The sequence below is a fragment of the Methylobacterium sp. 1973 genome, from assembly GCF_040545035.1.
Classification (GTDB): Bacteria; Pseudomonadota; Alphaproteobacteria; order Rhizobiales; family Beijerinckiaceae; genus Methylobacterium; species Methylobacterium fujisawaense.
Genome location: NZ_JBEPLA010000009.1, coordinates 164930 through 181135, shown reverse-complemented (window position 1 = coordinate 181135; position 16206 = coordinate 164930). Strand labels below are relative to the sequence as shown.

The window sequence follows — 16206 nt, the reverse complement described above, 5'->3', positions numbered from 1 at the left end:
CGGCGGATGAAGATCGTCGACAGGTTCCTGGCTCCGGCATCTCCGACCGCGCGGCTCAGGCTCGGCCTCAGCCTGCTGGAGAGCGGCCGGTTCAAGGACGGCGTCGCTCAGATCAGCCGGGCGGCCCAGGGCGGCTTGCCGGACGCGCAGTTCCACCTCGGGCAATGCTACCTGGACGGGACGGGCGTCCCCGAGAGCATCACCGAAGCCGTCCGCTGGATGACCGCCGCGGCAGAAGGCGAGCATGCGGAGGCACAGTTCAAGCTCGCGTTGCTGTGCATGCGCGGCGATACCGGGATGGCGGAGCAGAGGTCTTCGCTCACGGACGAGTTGGCCTTCGACCGCGCCGACGAGCGAAAGCAATCCGATCCCGTCTCCGCCATCCTCTGGGCGCGACGGGCCTCCGCCAACGATTCGCGCGAAGGGCAGGCCCTGCTCGGCTACATTCTGACGGCGGGCCCGAACGCCCTGCGCGACGAAGCCGAGGGGGAACGCTGGTATCTGGCGTCGGCCAGGGCCGGCTGCCCGCAGGGGCATCTCGGCCTGGGACTGCTGCGTCTGCGGAAGCAGACGCCCGAGGACATTGCGCTGGCGGTCGCCGAGATCGAGAAGGCGGCGGCGGCCGGCTTGGGGGATGCGTTGTTCCTGCTCGGTGCGCTCACGCATGCAGGCATCGGCGTGCCGAGAAGTGCGGAACGCGCCGTCGAGCTCTACGCGCGGGCGGCCGAGGGCGGCATCGTCGCCGCCCAAACGAGCTTGGGTCTCGCACTGCTCAATGGCGACGGCGTCGAGCGGAATCCGATCCTGGGGGAGACGTGGCTCAGACGCGCGGGTCTGGCCGGAGACGCACACGCCGCCGCGCTGGTCGGGCACCTGCATGCCAGAGGCGGCGATCTGGCGCCCAATTTCGCCGAAGCGGCGCTCTGGCTCGAGCGCGCGGCAAAGGCCGGCTATGCCGGCGCGGCGCGAACGCTGAGCCAGCTCTACCAAGTCGGCCTGGGCGGCGCTCAGGACCCGGACAGGGCCGCGCACTGGCTGCGGGAGGCGGCCAACCTCGGCAGTGAAGTCTCCCAGGTCGATCTCGGAAATCTGATCCTCGCCGGTGAGGGCGCGCCCGGCGACGATGTGCGGACCCGCCACTGGTTTGAGCGCGGCGCCAGGCAGGGCAATCTGGCGGCGGCCTTCAACTTCGGCATCTGTCTGTCGCACGGCATCGGCGGTGGATACGACGAGGCGCAGGCGGCCCTGTGGCTGCGCAAGGCGGCCGAGGAGATGCCGATCGCCCAGTTCTGGTACGGTCGGATGATCGCCGAGGGCCGAGGGGTCGTCGGCGATGCCGTGGAGGGCCGGACCTGGATCGCGCGCGCCGCCGAAGGCGGCGTCGCGGAGGCGCAGGCGATGCTGGGCGAGATGATGGTCAACGGCCGAGGGGGCCCCGTCGACCGCGTCCAGGCCTTCCATCTGTTCGAGCGCGCGGCCGAGAGCGGCCATGTCGGGGCAATCTATGCTCTGGCCGCCATGCTCGACGGCGGGTACGGTCTGAAACCGGACTTCCCCCGTGCGTTGAGCCTGTTCAGAGCAGCGGCGGAGGCAGGACATGCGGATGCGCAACTGGCTGCAGGTCGCTACCTGGCCCGCGGGCTCACGGGCTCGAAGGACGAGGCCGAGGCACGGCGCTGGTTCGAAGCGGCACGCGGGCAGGGTGTCCGTGAGGCTGCCGCGGAACTCGAACAGCTCGATCAAATCAGCTTTCCGAAACGCGACGACAGTGGAGCCGCTTTTTTCGCGGCTTAATTATACTTTGACATCGCGGCCTTATCGGCCTAATAAAGCCACGTATCTCACATGTTCCTTAGTTCTGCTCGGCATGATCCTCATGCGACCTGCCGAGGCGGACATGTTGCGGAGACAAGCGATGAGTGGCTGGGTCGTAAAAATTACGAAGGCCGGGAATTTCACTGCGCCGAAGCTTTACGCGGTCGCGGAGGCGGATCCGCGCCGCGCGCTGTATCTCGTCAACAAAGCCGCCGACGGGGCGCCGCCAGCCGATCGCGTCGAGACGGTCGGCGAGCTCTCGCCGGATGCGGTTCACAATCTCGGGCTTGGGCCCGAAGAGATCCGTGACGTGACGGCCAATCCGCCCGCTCACTGACCGGCCCACGGCCGCACCATGACTTGCAGGCCACTCATCGGCCGGTGAACCTGATCGAAGCACCGTTCACGGGATCCGGAGCAGCCGGATCCTGCGCGCGCGCGTCGGCGGCAGGGCGATGACCCGGACGCTCATGCACCGCGATGCCGGAGATGATCCGGCTGATCGTTCGCTGCGGCGCACGGGCGGTGTCCGGTTGCAACGCGCTTGGTCCACAACGGTGAAGCTGTGACGGGCGCGGCGTGCCCCCTCTCCCGTCCAGGGGAGGGGACCCGCGTCCCATCCGGACGACACGGCAGCCTCGTAAAATGTGCCGTGCGCACCGCGATCGGGCAAGATCCGGACGCCTGCCGCGGCCTCGAACGTCATGTGCGCGGGCAGGGGCGCCCAAGCATCCCCGCGCCCACCGGATATCGACCGGGGCGATGCCATCGTGCGTGAGGGGGCAAGGCTCAAGTGTCGGACCCACCCTCGCGCCGCCCCGTGCCGGCCGACGCATCTCCCACCCGGAACGAACCAGAGTGTCCAGTCCTCAAGGCCGAAGCCCCCCTCCGCGCGACTGACGACGGGCATCGGCGCCGCGTGTGACGGCCGGTTCGGTCCGCGCTCAAACGCAAACGATCGTCAGGACCTCGGGACAAAGGACTGAAAATTCAGATTTTACAGACAATTGCGATATACAGACTCATATCGCGACTTGAATACAATCTTCTGTCGATGAAAATAGTTGACCAGCCGGGAAACCGCTCCATTCTCATGGCCGCGAACCTCAGACGGCGCCCGAGACTGTAACCTGCTTCCGATCCACGAGGCACGCCCTCATGCGTCAGATGAAGCACATCATCGATGGGCTCACCCGACCCGCCGGCGGCAACTGGATTTTTGCAGCCGCCTTCGGCGCCGTTCCGATCCTCTATCTGATCCCCGCAGCAAGCCGCTTTTATGTGAACGATCACGCCGTCTTCGCGATCATACCCTGGTGCGCGAACAGCCTCTTCCTGGCCATCCTGCTCCGTACACGCCGGGAAGCGTGGCCGCCGGCGATCGCGACCGCCGCGGCCGCCAACTTCGCCGCCCACCTGTTGATCGGCAAATCGATTCTGGCGACATCCGGCATCGTCATCGCGGACGTGTTCGAAATCTGCGCGACGGCGGCACTTTTCAGGCAGATGAACCGCGGAGAAAATTGGTACTTATCATTCAAAACCATCCTCCTTCTTACGGTCTTCAGCTCGCTCGCCTGCCTGCTGAGCGCGGCGTTCGAATTCGCCTGGATCAGTCTCCTTGTTCCCGCAACGGAGCGGCCGATCATCCAGACCCGGTCCTTCACCGAAGCCCTCGACTTGCTCGTAGCGCTGCCTTTGGTGCTGAGCTGGACTGAACGGTCTCTTCTGGAAAGGCTCAACCCCCGGAAATTATCTCAGATCGCCGTTCTGACGATCGCGAGTGCGGCCGCCAGTTACGCTCTGCTGGTGTCTCACACGCCGTTTCTTTTTCTCGCGATACCGCTGTTGCTGTTGGCAACGCTCAGCGGCGGATTGTTGGGCAGCAGCGCGGCGGTCTTCGGTGTGTCGCTCGCCGTTCGATTGTTCACCTTCAACGGACCGGCGGCCCTGAGCGCGGCCAAGGGCGCTGCGAGTGCCGAATTGCTGATCATCTACAATTTGTTCGTCCTCACGGCCCTCTTATCGGCCATCCCGTTGGGCGTGCTTCTCGCCCGACTTGAAAACGCGGCCCACCGCTTGCGGGAGGCGGGCGCGGCGGCCGACCGCGCGCGTGAGGAAGCCGAAGCGGCACGTGACAAGGCCGAGACCGCGGGCCGGGCGAAGAGCGATTTCCTGTCCGTCATGAGCCACGAGCTTCGAACACCCATGACCGGCGTGCTCGGCTTGGTGGACCTGCTCGCGAAGGAAACCCTGACGGACAATCAGAAAATAAATCTCGATCTCGTCAGGCAATCTGGCCATCATCTTCTGAGTGTGATCAATAACATTTTGGATTTCTCAAAGATCGAGTCCGGAAAACTCGAAATCGAGTCGACGATCTTCTCGGTGAGATCCCTCTTCGATGAAGTATGCGCGACGACGCAGCCGCTCTGCCACGCCAAAGATATCGCGTTCAAGGAAGAATATTCTGAACGTATCCCAGCTTGCGTGATCGGCGATCCGACCAAGATCCGGCAAGTCTTGCTGAATTTCGTCGGAAATGCGATAAAATTCACACACCATGGAACGATCAGGATTATCGCAACCCATCGCTCGATCGATGAAAACAAGCTCTTGCTCCGGATCGAGGTGCAAGACAGCGGCATCGGCATCGCTGAAGAGAATCAAGCGGAGGTTTTTACGGCCTTCACACAGGAAGATAAATCGACAGCGCGACGCTATGGAGGGAGCGGCTTGGGACTGGCGATCTCCAGACGTCTCGTCACCGCGATGGGCGGAACGATCGATTTTGCCAGCTCGCCCGGTTCCGGCAGCCGCTTCTGGTTTGAGATCCCCCTTCTTGAGCATGACGGATCTGACGTCGTGGCCCCCATCCCATGCAGGCCATCGGATCTGCAACCGCGTCGCATCCTCGTGGCCGAGGATATTCCGCTGATCCGCAGTATCATCCGCTCGATGCTGGCATCGGATCGTCATACCCTGATCTTCGCCCAGGATGGCGCCGAGGTTGTCGAATTGGCCAAGCAGGGTTGCTTCGATCTGATCCTGATGGATGTCCAGATGCCGGTCATGGACGGTGTCGAGGCGACGCGGGCGATCCGGCGCCTCGAGGGCCCGGAAAGGAGCCTGCCGATCATAGCGCTCACGGCCAACGTCTACGAGAGCGAGCGCCGGCGCTACCTGGAAGCCGGAATGAACAGCTGCATCGCGAAGCCGATCGATTGGGGTTCGCTGAACGCATCCATTGCCCACTACACGGCGAGAACGCGAAACTTCGTGAGCGGCAGCGCGGTCTCGCCGACGCCTGCACCTCAGCAGTCCGATCTGCTCGACGATCGTAAACTTCAGTCCTTGCAAAAGAGACTGGGTAGCGAGCTCGAATCCCTCCTGCTTCAGGCACTCCGAAATGCCCATGGCACCTGTGCCTATCTCGACCGCACCGATGCCAGCGGGAAGGCGAAAGCGAAGGAGGTCCATGCGCTCAAAGGCATGGCCGGCATGCTCGGGCTCTCAGGGATGCAGCGTCTTTGTCTCGGGTTGGAGATCGAGCTGGGATGCGATCAAAGCATCGGCACCAGTAACGCCGATCTGCGCGCGATGATCACATCGACCCGGGCAGCCCTCGTCCGAAAGAATTTCCTGACCGAACCGGAATTCGCCGCGCAAACAGGATTGTGATACGGCGGTTGCGGACAGCATTGTTGCCAGTATCTCGCGCCGTTGCGGGTGGCGCAGCGCGCATCGCCGAAGCCCGCGGGAGGAAATCCGCACACGCGGTCTGTGCGGGGCGCCCCCCGCTCGCGGAGCCGCTCATCTTCGGCGCCCCGCGTTGTGCGGCTCGGGCGGGCAACGTCCGGCTGCCGCGCAACCACCTGCAGAGCGGCACATCGCGCCGAAGGCACCGGCAAGGTCTCCGGGATCGCGTCCGACGTGAACGAGAGCTCTGATGACATCCGGTTGTCGCGCGACGATCCGATCGCCGATCCGCCAGGTACGCGGGCACTGAACACGCATCGCGGATCGTCAGGCCGTCAATATTGTAAATAATAAAACCGCATCCTGCGACCGGTCGAATCAGAAGCGCTGCTCCTGCAATCCGACAATCGAACGGACATTTGCGTAATTTGCCAGCTCGGTCCGATTAGAGAGAGACAACTTCTGAAATATATTATACAAATGGATCTTGACTGTACCCTGCGAGATATTGGCCTCTCGCGCGATCTGTTTGTTCGTCAGACCTCTTGCAACGAGCATCGCGATCTCGCGTTCGCGCGCCGTCAGGTTCCGCGTGCCACCGTCCCCATCCTCGCCATGGTGCCGATCATAGGATTGGCCTTGGCGTTGGATATGGCCGCCTTCAATCCAATCCAGAAGGTCGTCGCTGGCGGAGTCTTTGTGAAAGATCGCGATCGCACCGCATTCCGAGGCCGTGGCAAACTCTTCACGGGCGACTGAGCCGGTCAGGACAATGAACTGCGTCTCTGAACCGGCCTGCCGCGCAGCCTGGATGACCTCGACACCTGACAATTTCGGCATCTGCACATCGAGGCACGCGAGATCGGGTTGCAGTTCAAGGATCACCTTCAATGCCGTTTCGCCCTCGCAGCAGGTGGCCACGACATCCAGATTGTTGACCTGCCGGAGCAGGGCGGCCAATCCAGCGAGGACCACCGGATGATCATCCGCGATTATGATACGACGACCGGGGGAACAAGCCATAACGCGTCTCTATACGCCTGCTGTTGCGATCCAGTTATTCTCCGATACGCGAGATCAATTTTTGCCGTATAAAATTCTTATTGAGCGGTACGACTTGCGGACTCACCGTCTTTCAGCATTGTCTTTCAAATCGACACTCTCAAGTTCACAATCAATCATTTAAATCCGATCGCAAAATAATGATACGTAAAACAACTCCATCGACGGCTCAATTTATGACACATCGACATACGATATGCATCTTCACGCCGCGAAGCCGGAAAGAGCAACATCGATAGACAATATCTCTTTATAGATGCGCCAATATTGAAAGCTATGTCGGTATAATTGTATTTAATAGCGGGATTTCGAATGATTCATCTGTACAGACGGGAAAAACAGGTGTCAAGATTGATTTCTGGCGATGCATATAGGTTAATATTTTGACGATCCGCCGCGGCGAGCGGCTCTGCCGGCAGGCCGGTCTTCCGCGGCACGACCGCGACTGTGATACCGTTCGGACGCAGGGGCGTGACGGACACGCGAGCCGGTTCCGAACGCTTTGCGATGAATCGCGCCACTGGCGCCGCGGGTCCGGACTTGCGCAACGGGCTCCTCTCCCGGGCGGGAGAGGGCCTGGGCGCGGGACGAGACGCTTCAGGACCGAGCGCCGTGGACGCGCGCCGGACTCGGTCGAGATAGTGCTCGTCGCCCCTGCCGCACGGAGCTATAGACCTTCCCGCACGGTGGCATGATGCCCCGGATCACGGCGGCTGCCGTCATCGCCTATGAAGAGGCGAGTGCGATCCCCGTTCAACGCTGAGCCCTAATGGAAGCGGCCGCTCGGATCGGACGCGGTCATGCTCCGCGCAAGCAGTACACCGGCCTGCATCAGGGCCTGCCGCAAAACCGGCAGCATCTCCTTGGCATGATCCTGCTCAATGAGCCCATGGGCTATCAGCAGGTGGTCGGCCACGAGCTCCAAGGCTGAGCCCGGTGGCGTCGTCGGGCTCACGGGCGGCGGCACGAAGCGCGCCAGCGTGCCGAAGGCACCCAACGGTTCCGAACCGCTCACGGCGATCTCCGTGACCGAGCCGAGATAGCCGAGGAAGGTGCGGCCGGGCGGCCCGAACGAGGGGACGGCCCCGATCATCGCCCAGGCGTAGCTTCCGTCCGCACGGCGCAAGCGTAGGCGCAGGCTGTACTCGCACTGCTGATCGCGAGCCTCGCGCAGGAACGTGACCGCAACCTCATGGTCGTCGGGAAGCACACAAGCGAACCAGCCATGCTCGACGGCCTCGGCCGCCGCCTGGCCGGTGAAGACCGTCCATTCGGGACTGACGTAGCTCACGCCCCCGTCCGCCTTCGTGACGAAGATCATCTAGAACGCTCCTCGGCTTCTGACTCGCATCGGCGCGGAAGCCCGAGCGCCAATCCCCAGACCCACCGAATTCAACTGGAGCGATACTTTTACTTTTCAACCGAGCTCGTTAATTTTAGTCAATTCGTGATCGCGGAACATACATCTTCGATCTAAGGTTTTGCTGATGACATGAGAAAATTTGACGAGCCCGATTGGGCGACGCTGCACCGGCTCGCTGATGCTCTCGGCGTCCCTGTCGAGCGATTCTTCGCCGAGAAGCCGCCTGCTGGCGAAGCCGCGAGCACGGACGAATACCTGCGCCTGTGGTTCAAGATCGAGACGGAGGAGGGACGACAACAAGCGTTGGAAGCGCTGCGAGGCGTTGCGGAGAGAGAAGAGCCATAGCAACCGGTGGATCCCGACGGCGGATATGGGCCGCCGAACACATCACCGAGCGCGTTCCGCCTAAAAAGCGTGCGCCGCCGCCGATCCTCCGGCCCGGCTTGGATCATGTGGCCGCGCTGGCAGAAGGCGGCGAGGCTGGCGTCGGCGTTGTTCGAGGTGTCGTGATCGCGGTGTGCGACGGCCAAGACCGTCCGGGTCCAGCGGTCGAGGATGTCGGCTTCTGCCGCGACCCGGAAGCGGCGCCCCCGTCCATCGCGCCACCGGCCGGCTTCCGCGCCCCACAAGCGACCATCCAGCGACCATCGCCGAGGGGGTAGACCATCCCCGCCCGTATGGCCGCCCCCAGCCCTTACGGCAGTCTTCCGCCCGCCCCAACCGGCTCACGTCCGAGAGCTGGGGCCAGCCGATGGGGTTGAAAAAGCGATGCTCAGGCCGGATCGGCACCGCGGGGCTGAAAATCCGGTGCGGGGCCTAAGCTGCGGCGAGCCGGCTCACCCATCCTGTAGCCATTTGGCCACAGCCGCCCGGCAACGTGCCGGCGGAATGCAACCAAAGCGCCAGCGAGATGTTGTGGCGCCCGGATGAGGATCGAGCGGCATATCTCCCAAATCTAACTCATTTTTACAGACAGTTTACTATGCCGCCCCGCCTCGTCGCCCAATGGTGTGCCCATAAAACTACAGCTATTTTCGGCACGAACCGGTAGCCATACATCCAGATCGAAATTTGGACCTTACCTCATGACCAAGCTCCTGGCCTCGCTGGCTGCCTTCACCGCCCTGACCGCTGCCGCCTCGGCTGCCGACCTGCCGCGCCGCGCCGCCCCGCCGCCGGTCTTCACCCCCGTCCCGGTCTTCACCTGGACCGGCGCCTACTTCGGTATCAACGCCGGCTACGCCTTCGACGCCAGCGACCGCAACACCGGCAACACCTTCGCCGTGCCGTTCCCCTACGCCGCCCCCGGCACCGTCGCCTCCTTCCGCAACCGCAGCCAGGACGGCTTCTCCGGCGGTGGCCAGATCGGCTACAACTGGCAGCTGACCCCCGGCTCCGGCGTCGTGTTCGGTATCGAGGCGGACGCCCAGTACCTCGACTTCGGCCGTAACCGGAACAACGCCTTCGTCGCCGGCGCGCTGGCTCCCGGCTACTACGTCACCGACCCGCGCGGCCTCTCCAGCCTCGACTTCTTCGGCACCGTCCGCGGCCGCCTCGGCTACGCCTTCGACCGCACCCTCGTGTACGGCACCGGCGGCTTCGCCTACGGCTCCGGCAGCGCCGACCGCTCCTTCGGCGGCTACGCCGGCAACGACAGCTTCCGCACCGGCTGGGCCGTCGGCGGCGGCGTCGAGTACGCGCTCCCCACCGACTCCTTCCTGAACTTCTTCCGCTCCTCGGCCGTGACGCTCAAGGTCGAAGGCCTGTACGTCAACCTCGACCGCAACACCCGCAACCAGGGCGCGTTCGTCATCAACGCCGCCAACAACTTCCCCGTCGTCTACAGCGGCATCGGCCGCCGTTCCGACGAGTTCGCCGTCGTCCGCGCCGGCCTGAACTACAAGTTCGGCTCCTACTAAGATCCGGTCGCGCTGCTCCCGGCGGCTGTGCCGGGAGTTGCGGCGGCGGGCGAGGGGTCGTTGGTCCTCCTCATCGCCCTCTGCCGCCGAAGAGCAGCCGATCGGCTGACCTTCGCATCCCCAGCCCGATCAAACTGGCCGCGAGGTCGGCGACACCCTGGGAGCTCCCGCTCCTGGGGTGTTTCTCGTTGGAGCCCCTGGCCGGGCAGCGCGGTCCTCCGATGAGGCGTGACCATCGCCGGCTCACGCCGACCGGCGTTGGAACGAGAGCGTCCCTCCCCGCGGATGGGGGGCGATCCTGCTGTGGACGAGATCGCTGGAGCGGGTCCTGAGCCGCCGTCCTTTCTGACGCGGTAACCATGCCAGGCCTATCAGCCACATCCCCGAGGCCGCGAGGCAGGTGCATGCATGGGCGATGATGTGGCTGCGATCCTTTTGACCCTCGCGACCGAGAACGTCGAACTGCGCGAGCAGCTCGCCACCGCGCAGGACATGCTGATGGAGACAGCCGTCGATGCCGGGCAGCTCCATGCCCGAATTCAGGATCTGCAGGCCGAATGCGATGCGTGGCGGGCTGAGGCCGAGCGCCTGGAGGCTCGGGCCCTTCGAAGAGCCTGAAGGGTCAGGCTATGGCCCAGAACAGCGGCAGCGCACCCGCCAGGAAGAGGGCTGAGGAGAGGAGCACGGCAAGGCGCTCGCGATGGTAGAGGACGAAGGCGTGAGGGCTGGCGAACATGGTGACATTGGATCGGACGGGGAGAGATCACGTACGCCCCTGAACCTTGACGGATCGAGGGCGCTACGCGCTGTCCACAATTGATGGCCGATCCCTGTCGCTGCCGAGCCACATCCTTTTGGATGTGCTCGGACGCACCCTGCGGAGGCCGGGCCGAGCGTAATGCGTCCTCGTGGCTGCTATCGCCCCCTCAGTGGCCCGATCCAGCGGCGCAGTGACCTTCCCGGGTTGCTGCGCCGTTGTCGCCCCAGGGGCGACCCGCAGAGCCGCCGGCATTCCGTGCGAGCCGCCTCTATCCGCCGGACAAGGTCGGCCGCGCGATCCACGAGGCCGACGCCCTGGGCGCAGTTCGGACCGGCGTCCATCCGCACAAGCGGCACCGCCAAGCCCCGGCTCAAACCTTTCGCACGAAGGTCACCGGCAGGAGCGGCGTGAAGTGATCTCGGCACATGCGATCCAGCGGGATCACGGCACGCGGGCCAGATCGCGCCATGAGGATGACGGGGGTACTGACGGCGCCCTCCGAGAAGGTCAGCGCTCAATACGGGACGCGGCGCTGCCGCCTCGATACCGCCGGGCTCTTCCATTGGCGTCCGGGTCTGAAGGTCCCCAACCGGGGGCATCACGGTCGGCAGCTTCGACCGAGCGCCGAACTTGTCGCGCCTCCGCGGCGGCGATTGCCTCGACCGCGGCGATGACGTTCTTCAGTGCAGCGATCTGGTGAAGGGCGCTCCCGGTCGGCACTCCCACATGCTCGGCCATCGGCACAGGAGGAGCGCACGCTGCTGCGCCTTCAGGCGTTCACGCAGGGCGTTGAGCCTGTCGGGCATGGGCGGGCTGCAGCCCCTCCCTGTCGGACGCCTCGCACCGCGTCCCGTTTCTCAGCCCCGGCGCCGCTCCTGCCGCCACAGGGCGATTGCGATGCGACGCGCCTCATAGGTTCGCCGGAGCAGCGTCCCGAGTCCGCCCTGGCCCTCCGGGGCATAGGCGTATGACAGAACTCCATCAGGCCCGTAATTCCGAAGCATCTCGGCACGCCACAGACCGTCCGCCGCCGCGAGCGCGGACTCCGTGAGGGCGAGGCGGGCGGGGTCCGAAGACGGCGAAGGCTGAGCGATCATCTCATTCAACGCGCCGTTCGGGCGAGTGATCCAACCAAGCCATCTCGACACCTTGAGGGGTGCGCTCCTACCCGTGAAGTCGGCGCCACACCCTCGTCGCTGCTGCTCTCTTCGCTCTCGTGGAATCGGCCTCGGCTGCGCAGTCGCCGGACGCCGCCGTCAACGGTTGCCACCGGATCCCGTGCCGGACCTCCAGCAAGCCGAAGGCCGATCCGACCGGCTGCCCCTCGGCAGCCCTTCGATGGACCCGTATCCACAATCGGCCTGTGTGGACCACTTTTACCTTTGGGATGCATCTCTTCGCACCCGGTGGCGCCCAAACGCGCCGGGGCCGTGGATCGCCCTCTCCGCCGGAGTCGGGTCCATCCCTCCAGGCTGGCTTCGAGCGCGCGACGGATGCCCGGTCCTGCGGACCTGCGCGTGCCCTTTGCCGTTCCGCTTGCGGACGGCGGGCATCGGATATCCTCACAGCCGGGGCCGATTTGGGACCGGCTGCTGCTGAGGAGCTTGTCGGGCGCTCACGCCAAGGCACGAAGGCCTTGTTTTTCCGAGGAGATTTGTTGGCGCACCCGACACGATTCGAACGTGTGACCTTTGCCTTCGGAGGGCAACGCTCTATCCAGCTGAGCTACGGGTGCAGGCCGTGGCGATTTCCTAGCCCAAGCGCGCGAGGAGCGCAACGGCGCCGATACGATCGCGCTCTGCCTCTCATCGCCTCGACGGGGACGTCGCGGGCGCGCGCCGGAGCGGGTTGACCGGAGTTGAGCCAGGGCAGCCGGCGCATGGCGCGCCGCGCGTGCGCGGCCGCAGGCGATGGGCGAGCGCGATCAACGGCGCTCCCGTCCCGATCGAGACGGGGAGGGTCGCCCCGGGGATCGCGTCGCCGCAGAGGGCAGCAGCGCGGGAATGCCGGACCGGGAACGGCTGCCCACGAAAGATAGCGGCCGTGCAGGAGGAGAGGGCCTCCGCATCAGGTTGCACGACGATGCCGAAGCCTGCGTAGAACGGGCCAGCGTCAAAGATGACGCGGCGCCCGCGCCGGTTGGGCTCGAACAGCGCGCCGTAACGGAGCCTGGCGAAGGTCGCTTCGTCGTCGAGCGGCTCCTGATCGATCCGGTCGCGGCGCTTGGCGGCCCGGTCGAGATCCGGCTTCTCGCACGGCTTCACGGCTTCGGCGAGGACAGCCTGGATCGCGGCGCGGATCGGGCGGCCGCAGGCGCGGATCTCTTCGCGGCTGGGCGTTGGCCCCGTGGTCGGAGTCGGCCGCGGAATTCGGGATGCAGTCCTCGCAGGAGCGGCGCCCACGACAGGCTGCGCGGCACGTGGCGCATCACCGAAACCGGCACCGGGGACCACGACGATCGCGATCACGATGAGCCCGCCTTCAGCGCCTTCGACCAGCCGGATGTCGGGAGCGCGTTTCGTTTCGAAGGCGTTGCGTCCCTGACCTGCGCCTACAGCCAGACCGATGTCGGCTTTGCGGTCCACGGCTTCGACGAGGGCACGGAGGGTTGGGGACGAGGGCTGGGCCGAGGTCGACGGGGCGGCCTCTCGATCGCAAGACGCTGTTCCGCCTCGATCGGGACGAGCAACGGTTGGTACGAAGGCGCGGCGCGCGCTGGAGCCGCGACTTCACCCGGACACGCGCGACGAGGGACGGCGCTTCCGGCATCCGCGTCGTGGTCGACGATAGCTCGCGGGCGTGCGCGGCGCTTGGGACGACCATGCGGGTGGCGACAGAAGGCACACCCGCGTCGGCACGCCGGATCGTCCAGGACGTCACCCGCGCGGCAGCGGAGGTGTCGATCCCGACACGAGCCCGACAGGCTGGATCTCGCGCGGCACTTGGGGTGGTGTACGGAGGAACAGTGCCGTTGAAGGCGCACGTCGATCGTGCCGGACTGCCGGCCCGGCCCGACGGACGCGGCTTTCAGACGCGGCTTGCCCGCTGCGGAAGGCGGTCGCGGCGAGTTGCCCGATGAGGCCCAACGGCGCCGCGGGTGCGCCACACGCGATGACCGGCAGTTCGGCGATCGGCTCAGAGACTGAATTCTATCGCATCCCTCAGCACCTTGGAGGGCCGGCCCCTTCAGCTTCGGAGGGCGACGCGCTGTCCGGCTGAGCTGCGGGCCCGGGCCACGGCCATGCCCTGATCCGACTGCGTCGCCCGTGCAACGGCGCCCGTCCCATCGCGCGGCGCCGCCCGATCCCCATCCGGTGTGGCGCCGGCGTCCTTGCCTTCGCGCGCCGCTTCTTGACCCCTGAACACCGGGCAGAGGGGTCGGGAGCGAACAGCGGTGGCGGAGGTGACGGGCGGCCGGGATCCGCGGGCGAACAATTTCGGGTCCCTGCGCCTCCTGTTCGCGACCCTCGTGATCCTGGCCCACGCCCCCGAACTCGTGGACGGGAACCGGTCGCGCGAGTTGCTGACGCAGGCCTTCGGCACCCTGTCCCTCGGGGAGATCGCCGTCGACGGGTTCTTTCTCGTGAGCGGCTACCTGATCACCGCGAGCTACCGCGCCAAGCGCTCCTTCTCGGATTACCTGATGCGGCGGGCGCTGCGGATCTACCCGGCCTTCGTGGTGGCGTCCCTGCTCTGCATCGCCGTGGTCGCGCCCCTGGGCGGCGGCGACCTCGCGGCGGCCTCGCCGCTGGAGGCCCTGGCGCGGCTGTCGCTGCTCCTCATGCCGGTGGTCCCCGGCACCTTCGCCGGGCTGCCCTATCCGCTGCTCAACGGATCGATGTGGACGATCCCCTGCGAGTTCGGCTGCTACCTGCTGCTCGGCCTCGTCGGCACCGCCCGCGCCCTGCGCCGGCGCGGGCGCTATCTCGGTCTCCTCACGGGTCTCGGCATCCTCCTCGCCCTGCGCTGGCTCTACCTGCCCATCGGGCATCCGGGAGATGCCCTCGGCTCCCTGTCGGAGATGATCCGCCTCACCTTCGTGTTCTGCTGCGGCGGCGCCTTCCGGCTCTTCGCCGACCGGATCACCTACACGCGCCGCGGCGCCGGCCTCGCCGCCTTGCTGCTGGTGCCGCTCCTGTTCAGCCGGCCATTGGCCGAGCCGGCCTTCGCGCTCCTCGGCGGGTATCTGATCTTCTGGTTCGCCTTCGCGGTGCGTCCCAATGCCCTCAGCCGCGCCACCGCCCAGATCGATCCGTCCTACGGGCTCTACCTCTACGCCTGGCCGCTGCAGAACCTGCTGATCGCCCGGATCCCCGGCATTTCCCCCTGGGCGGTCGCGGCCCTGGCGCTCGGGGCCGCCATGCCCCTCGGCCTGCTGAGCTGGTTTCTGATCGAACGGCCGATGCTCCGGTTCCGCGCGGGAACGGGCGCCGCCGCAAGCCCCGAGCCCGGCCCCATCCCGGCGGCGCGTCCGGCGCTCAGCGCCTAGCGCCCGACGCGCCGCCGGGTAACCGGGGCCGCCCGGGCGCGTTTCGCGATAGACCATCGGGTCGCGGCCGGGGAGGGCGGGGCATGACGCAGGGTCTGGATCGCGGCACGCTCGACCGGCTGATCGCCCTCGGCCGAAGCCGGGGCGCCATCACGGCCGACGATCTGCGCACCGCGCTGCCCGTCGAGCGCATGGATGTCGATGCCCTGGTTCTGGTGATGCTGGAGCTGGAGGCGGCGGGCGTGAGCGTCGAGCCCGAGGCCGTCGGCCCCCCGGCGAACCGGCCGGTCTCGACCGCGGTGGAACTCCCGGCACCCGAGCCCGGCACGCCGCCGAACCGGGCCACGGAGGCAGGATACGGCGCCGCCGCCTTCGCGGCGCCCAGATCCGCTGCGGCGGCCCCGCCGGAGCCGATCCCGGACGACCGGGCCGATGCCAGCCGGGCGGTCATCCTGGCCGGCCTCGCAACTGTGCTGATCCTCGGCGCGGTGCTCCTGATGCTGTGAGCGTCGGGGGCGGAACGCTTCGGCCCGCGGCCCCGTTGGCCCGGGACGGCCGGAAACGGCCCCGAGGACCATCGTATCCATGCGTCAGACCCCGGACGGAACCCTCGCCCTGCTGATCGCGGCCTTGCGCGAGGGGACCGCGCACGTGGAGGCGCTGCTGACGCTGGCGCGGACGGAGATCGACGGCAACATCCGGGCGATCGTATCGCTGGTCGCCATCATCGGCACGATCCCGGTGCTCCTGATCGTCACCTTCTTCCTCGGCCTCGACGCCGTGGTGAAGCTGCTGGCGGTGCCGTTCGGTGCCGAGGCGCCGGCCGCGCTGCTCGTCGCCGCGCCGTTCCTGGCCGTCGCGCTCGGCCTCGGCTGGATGGGCGTGCGCCGGATGGCGCTCTCGAACCTGGAACCCTGGCGGACATGGCGGCAGGTGAAGCGGGACGTCCGGGAGGTTACACGCATCGGCACCTGACCCCGGGACCGAAAGGTCGTTATCCGTCAGGCGACTATGCCCGTCCGTTCACGCGTGACGCGAGCGGCCCGATGCTTCGCTGGCGAAGGGGCTGCTTCTTAGTTCCGCATCCTGTTCAAGCGAG

The 16206-nt window shown here is 66.1% G+C and carries 12 protein-coding genes, 1 tRNA gene and 1 pseudogene; 9 read left to right on the top strand and 5 right to left on the bottom strand.

Annotated elements, in window-relative coordinates; translation table 11 throughout:
• Positions 1-6: 6 nt before the first annotated feature.
• The 3 genes from ABIC70_RS18710 (at position 7) to ABIC70_RS18700 (ending at position 5496) form a co-directional block, all read left to right on the top strand.
• Positions 7-1794 carry a tetratricopeptide repeat protein gene (locus ABIC70_RS18710; RefSeq protein ID WP_354440533.1) on the top strand — a complete coding sequence of 596 codons (1788 nt, stop codon included), beginning with the start codon at positions 7-9 and terminating at the stop codon, positions 1792-1794.
• Positions 1795-1915: 121 nt separating this feature from the next.
• On the top strand, positions 1916-2152 hold the full coding sequence (locus tag ABIC70_RS18705) for a hypothetical protein (RefSeq protein ID WP_043354299.1): 237 nt from the start codon (positions 1916-1918) through the stop codon (positions 2150-2152).
• An 821-nt stretch (positions 2153-2973) separates the two neighbouring features.
• The gene (locus tag ABIC70_RS18700) at positions 2974-5496 is read left to right on the top strand and encodes a hybrid sensor histidine kinase/response regulator (RefSeq protein WP_354440531.1); all 2523 of its coding nucleotides are present in this window, start codon (positions 2974-2976) and stop codon (positions 5494-5496) included.
• A 396-nt stretch (positions 5497-5892) separates the two neighbouring features.
• Here the strand turns inward: ABIC70_RS18700 and ABIC70_RS18695 are convergent, their stop codons facing one another.
• Both ABIC70_RS18695 and ABIC70_RS18690 read right to left on the bottom strand, forming a co-directional pair.
• Complete coding sequence (locus tag ABIC70_RS18695; protein WP_083936118.1) at positions 5893-6537, bottom strand: response regulator; 645 nt, start codon at positions 6535-6537, stop codon at positions 5893-5895.
• A gap of 805 nt (positions 6538-7342) precedes the next feature.
• Entirely contained in the window at positions 7343-7897 is a 555-nt protein-coding gene (locus ABIC70_RS18690; protein ID WP_043354302.1) for a PAS domain-containing protein, read from the bottom strand.
• Between the two features lie 171 nt (positions 7898-8068).
• Here ABIC70_RS18690 and ABIC70_RS18685 point away from each other — a divergent pair, with 171 nt between their 5' ends.
• On the top strand, positions 8069-8284 hold the full coding sequence (locus ABIC70_RS18685) for a hypothetical protein (protein ID WP_354440580.1): 216 nt from the start codon (positions 8069-8071) through the stop codon (positions 8282-8284).
• Between the two features lie 23 nt (positions 8285-8307).
• Here the strand turns inward: ABIC70_RS18685 and ABIC70_RS18680 are convergent.
• Positions 8308-8728, bottom strand: a pseudogene (locus ABIC70_RS18680) (hypothetical protein); the annotation flags it as partial.
• A 296-nt stretch (positions 8729-9024) separates the two neighbouring features.
• Here ABIC70_RS18680 and ABIC70_RS18675 point away from each other — a divergent pair.
• Both ABIC70_RS18675 and ABIC70_RS18670 read left to right on the top strand, forming a co-directional pair.
• Entirely contained in the window at positions 9025-9858 is an 834-nt protein-coding gene (locus ABIC70_RS18675) for an outer membrane protein (protein ID WP_043756327.1), read from the top strand.
• Between the two features lie 408 nt (positions 9859-10266).
• Positions 10267-10476, top strand: a complete 210-nt coding sequence (locus tag ABIC70_RS18670; RefSeq protein WP_043382471.1) for a hypothetical protein — start codon at positions 10267-10269, stop codon at positions 10474-10476.
• 1800 nt (positions 10477-12276) lie between these two features.
• Here ABIC70_RS18670 and ABIC70_RS18665 read toward each other — a convergent pair.
• Positions 12277-12353 (bottom strand) — tRNA-Arg (locus tag ABIC70_RS18665).
• Positions 12354-12423: 70 nt separating this feature from the next.
• A complete protein-coding gene (locus ABIC70_RS18660; RefSeq protein WP_354440528.1) occupies positions 12424-13203 on the bottom strand; it encodes a hypothetical protein in 780 nt (259 codons plus the stop codon).
• 809 nt (positions 13204-14012) lie between these two features.
• Here ABIC70_RS18660 and ABIC70_RS18655 point away from each other — a divergent pair.
• The 3 genes from ABIC70_RS18655 (at position 14013) to ABIC70_RS18645 (ending at position 16082) form a co-directional block, all read left to right on the top strand.
• Positions 14013-15107: an acyltransferase family protein gene (locus ABIC70_RS18655; RefSeq protein ID WP_354440526.1), complete on the top strand. Its 1095-nt coding sequence runs from the start codon at positions 14013-14015 to the stop codon at positions 15105-15107.
• 83 nt (positions 15108-15190) lie between these two features.
• On the top strand, positions 15191-15613 hold the full coding sequence (locus ABIC70_RS18650; protein ID WP_354440524.1) for an RNA polymerase sigma factor region1.1 domain-containing protein: 423 nt from the start codon (positions 15191-15193) through the stop codon (positions 15611-15613).
• 79 nt (positions 15614-15692) lie between these two features.
• Positions 15693-16082: a phage holin family protein gene (locus tag ABIC70_RS18645; protein WP_043356297.1), complete on the top strand. Its 390-nt coding sequence runs from the start codon at positions 15693-15695 to the stop codon at positions 16080-16082.
• Positions 16083-16206 lie beyond the last annotated feature (124 nt).

Coding starts and splice junctions, on each gene's coding strand:
- ABIC70_RS18645 (WP_043356297.1), top strand. CDS start 15,693: ATGCGTCAGACCCCGGACGGAACCCTCGCCCTGCTGATCGCGGCCTTG.
- ABIC70_RS18695 (WP_083936118.1), bottom strand. CDS start 6,537: ATGGCTTGTTCCCCCGGTCGTCGTATCATAATCGCGGATGATCATCCG.
- ABIC70_RS18670 (WP_043382471.1), top strand. CDS start 10,267: ATGGGCGATGATGTGGCTGCGATCCTTTTGACCCTCGCGACCGAGAAC.
- ABIC70_RS18705 (WP_043354299.1), top strand. CDS start 1,916: ATGAGTGGCTGGGTCGTAAAAATTACGAAGGCCGGGAATTTCACTGCG.
- ABIC70_RS18700 (WP_354440531.1), top strand. CDS start 2,974: ATGCGTCAGATGAAGCACATCATCGATGGGCTCACCCGACCCGCCGGC.
- ABIC70_RS18690 (WP_043354302.1), bottom strand. CDS start 7,897: ATGATCTTCGTCACGAAGGCGGACGGGGGCGTGAGCTACGTCAGTCCC.
- ABIC70_RS18685 (WP_354440580.1), top strand. CDS start 8,069: ATGAGAAAATTTGACGAGCCCGATTGGGCGACGCTGCACCGGCTCGCT.
- ABIC70_RS18650 (WP_354440524.1), top strand. CDS start 15,191: ATGACGCAGGGTCTGGATCGCGGCACGCTCGACCGGCTGATCGCCCTC.
- ABIC70_RS18710 (WP_354440533.1), top strand. CDS start 7: ATGAAGATCGTCGACAGGTTCCTGGCTCCGGCATCTCCGACCGCGCGG.
- ABIC70_RS18675 (WP_043756327.1), top strand. CDS start 9,025: ATGACCAAGCTCCTGGCCTCGCTGGCTGCCTTCACCGCCCTGACCGCT.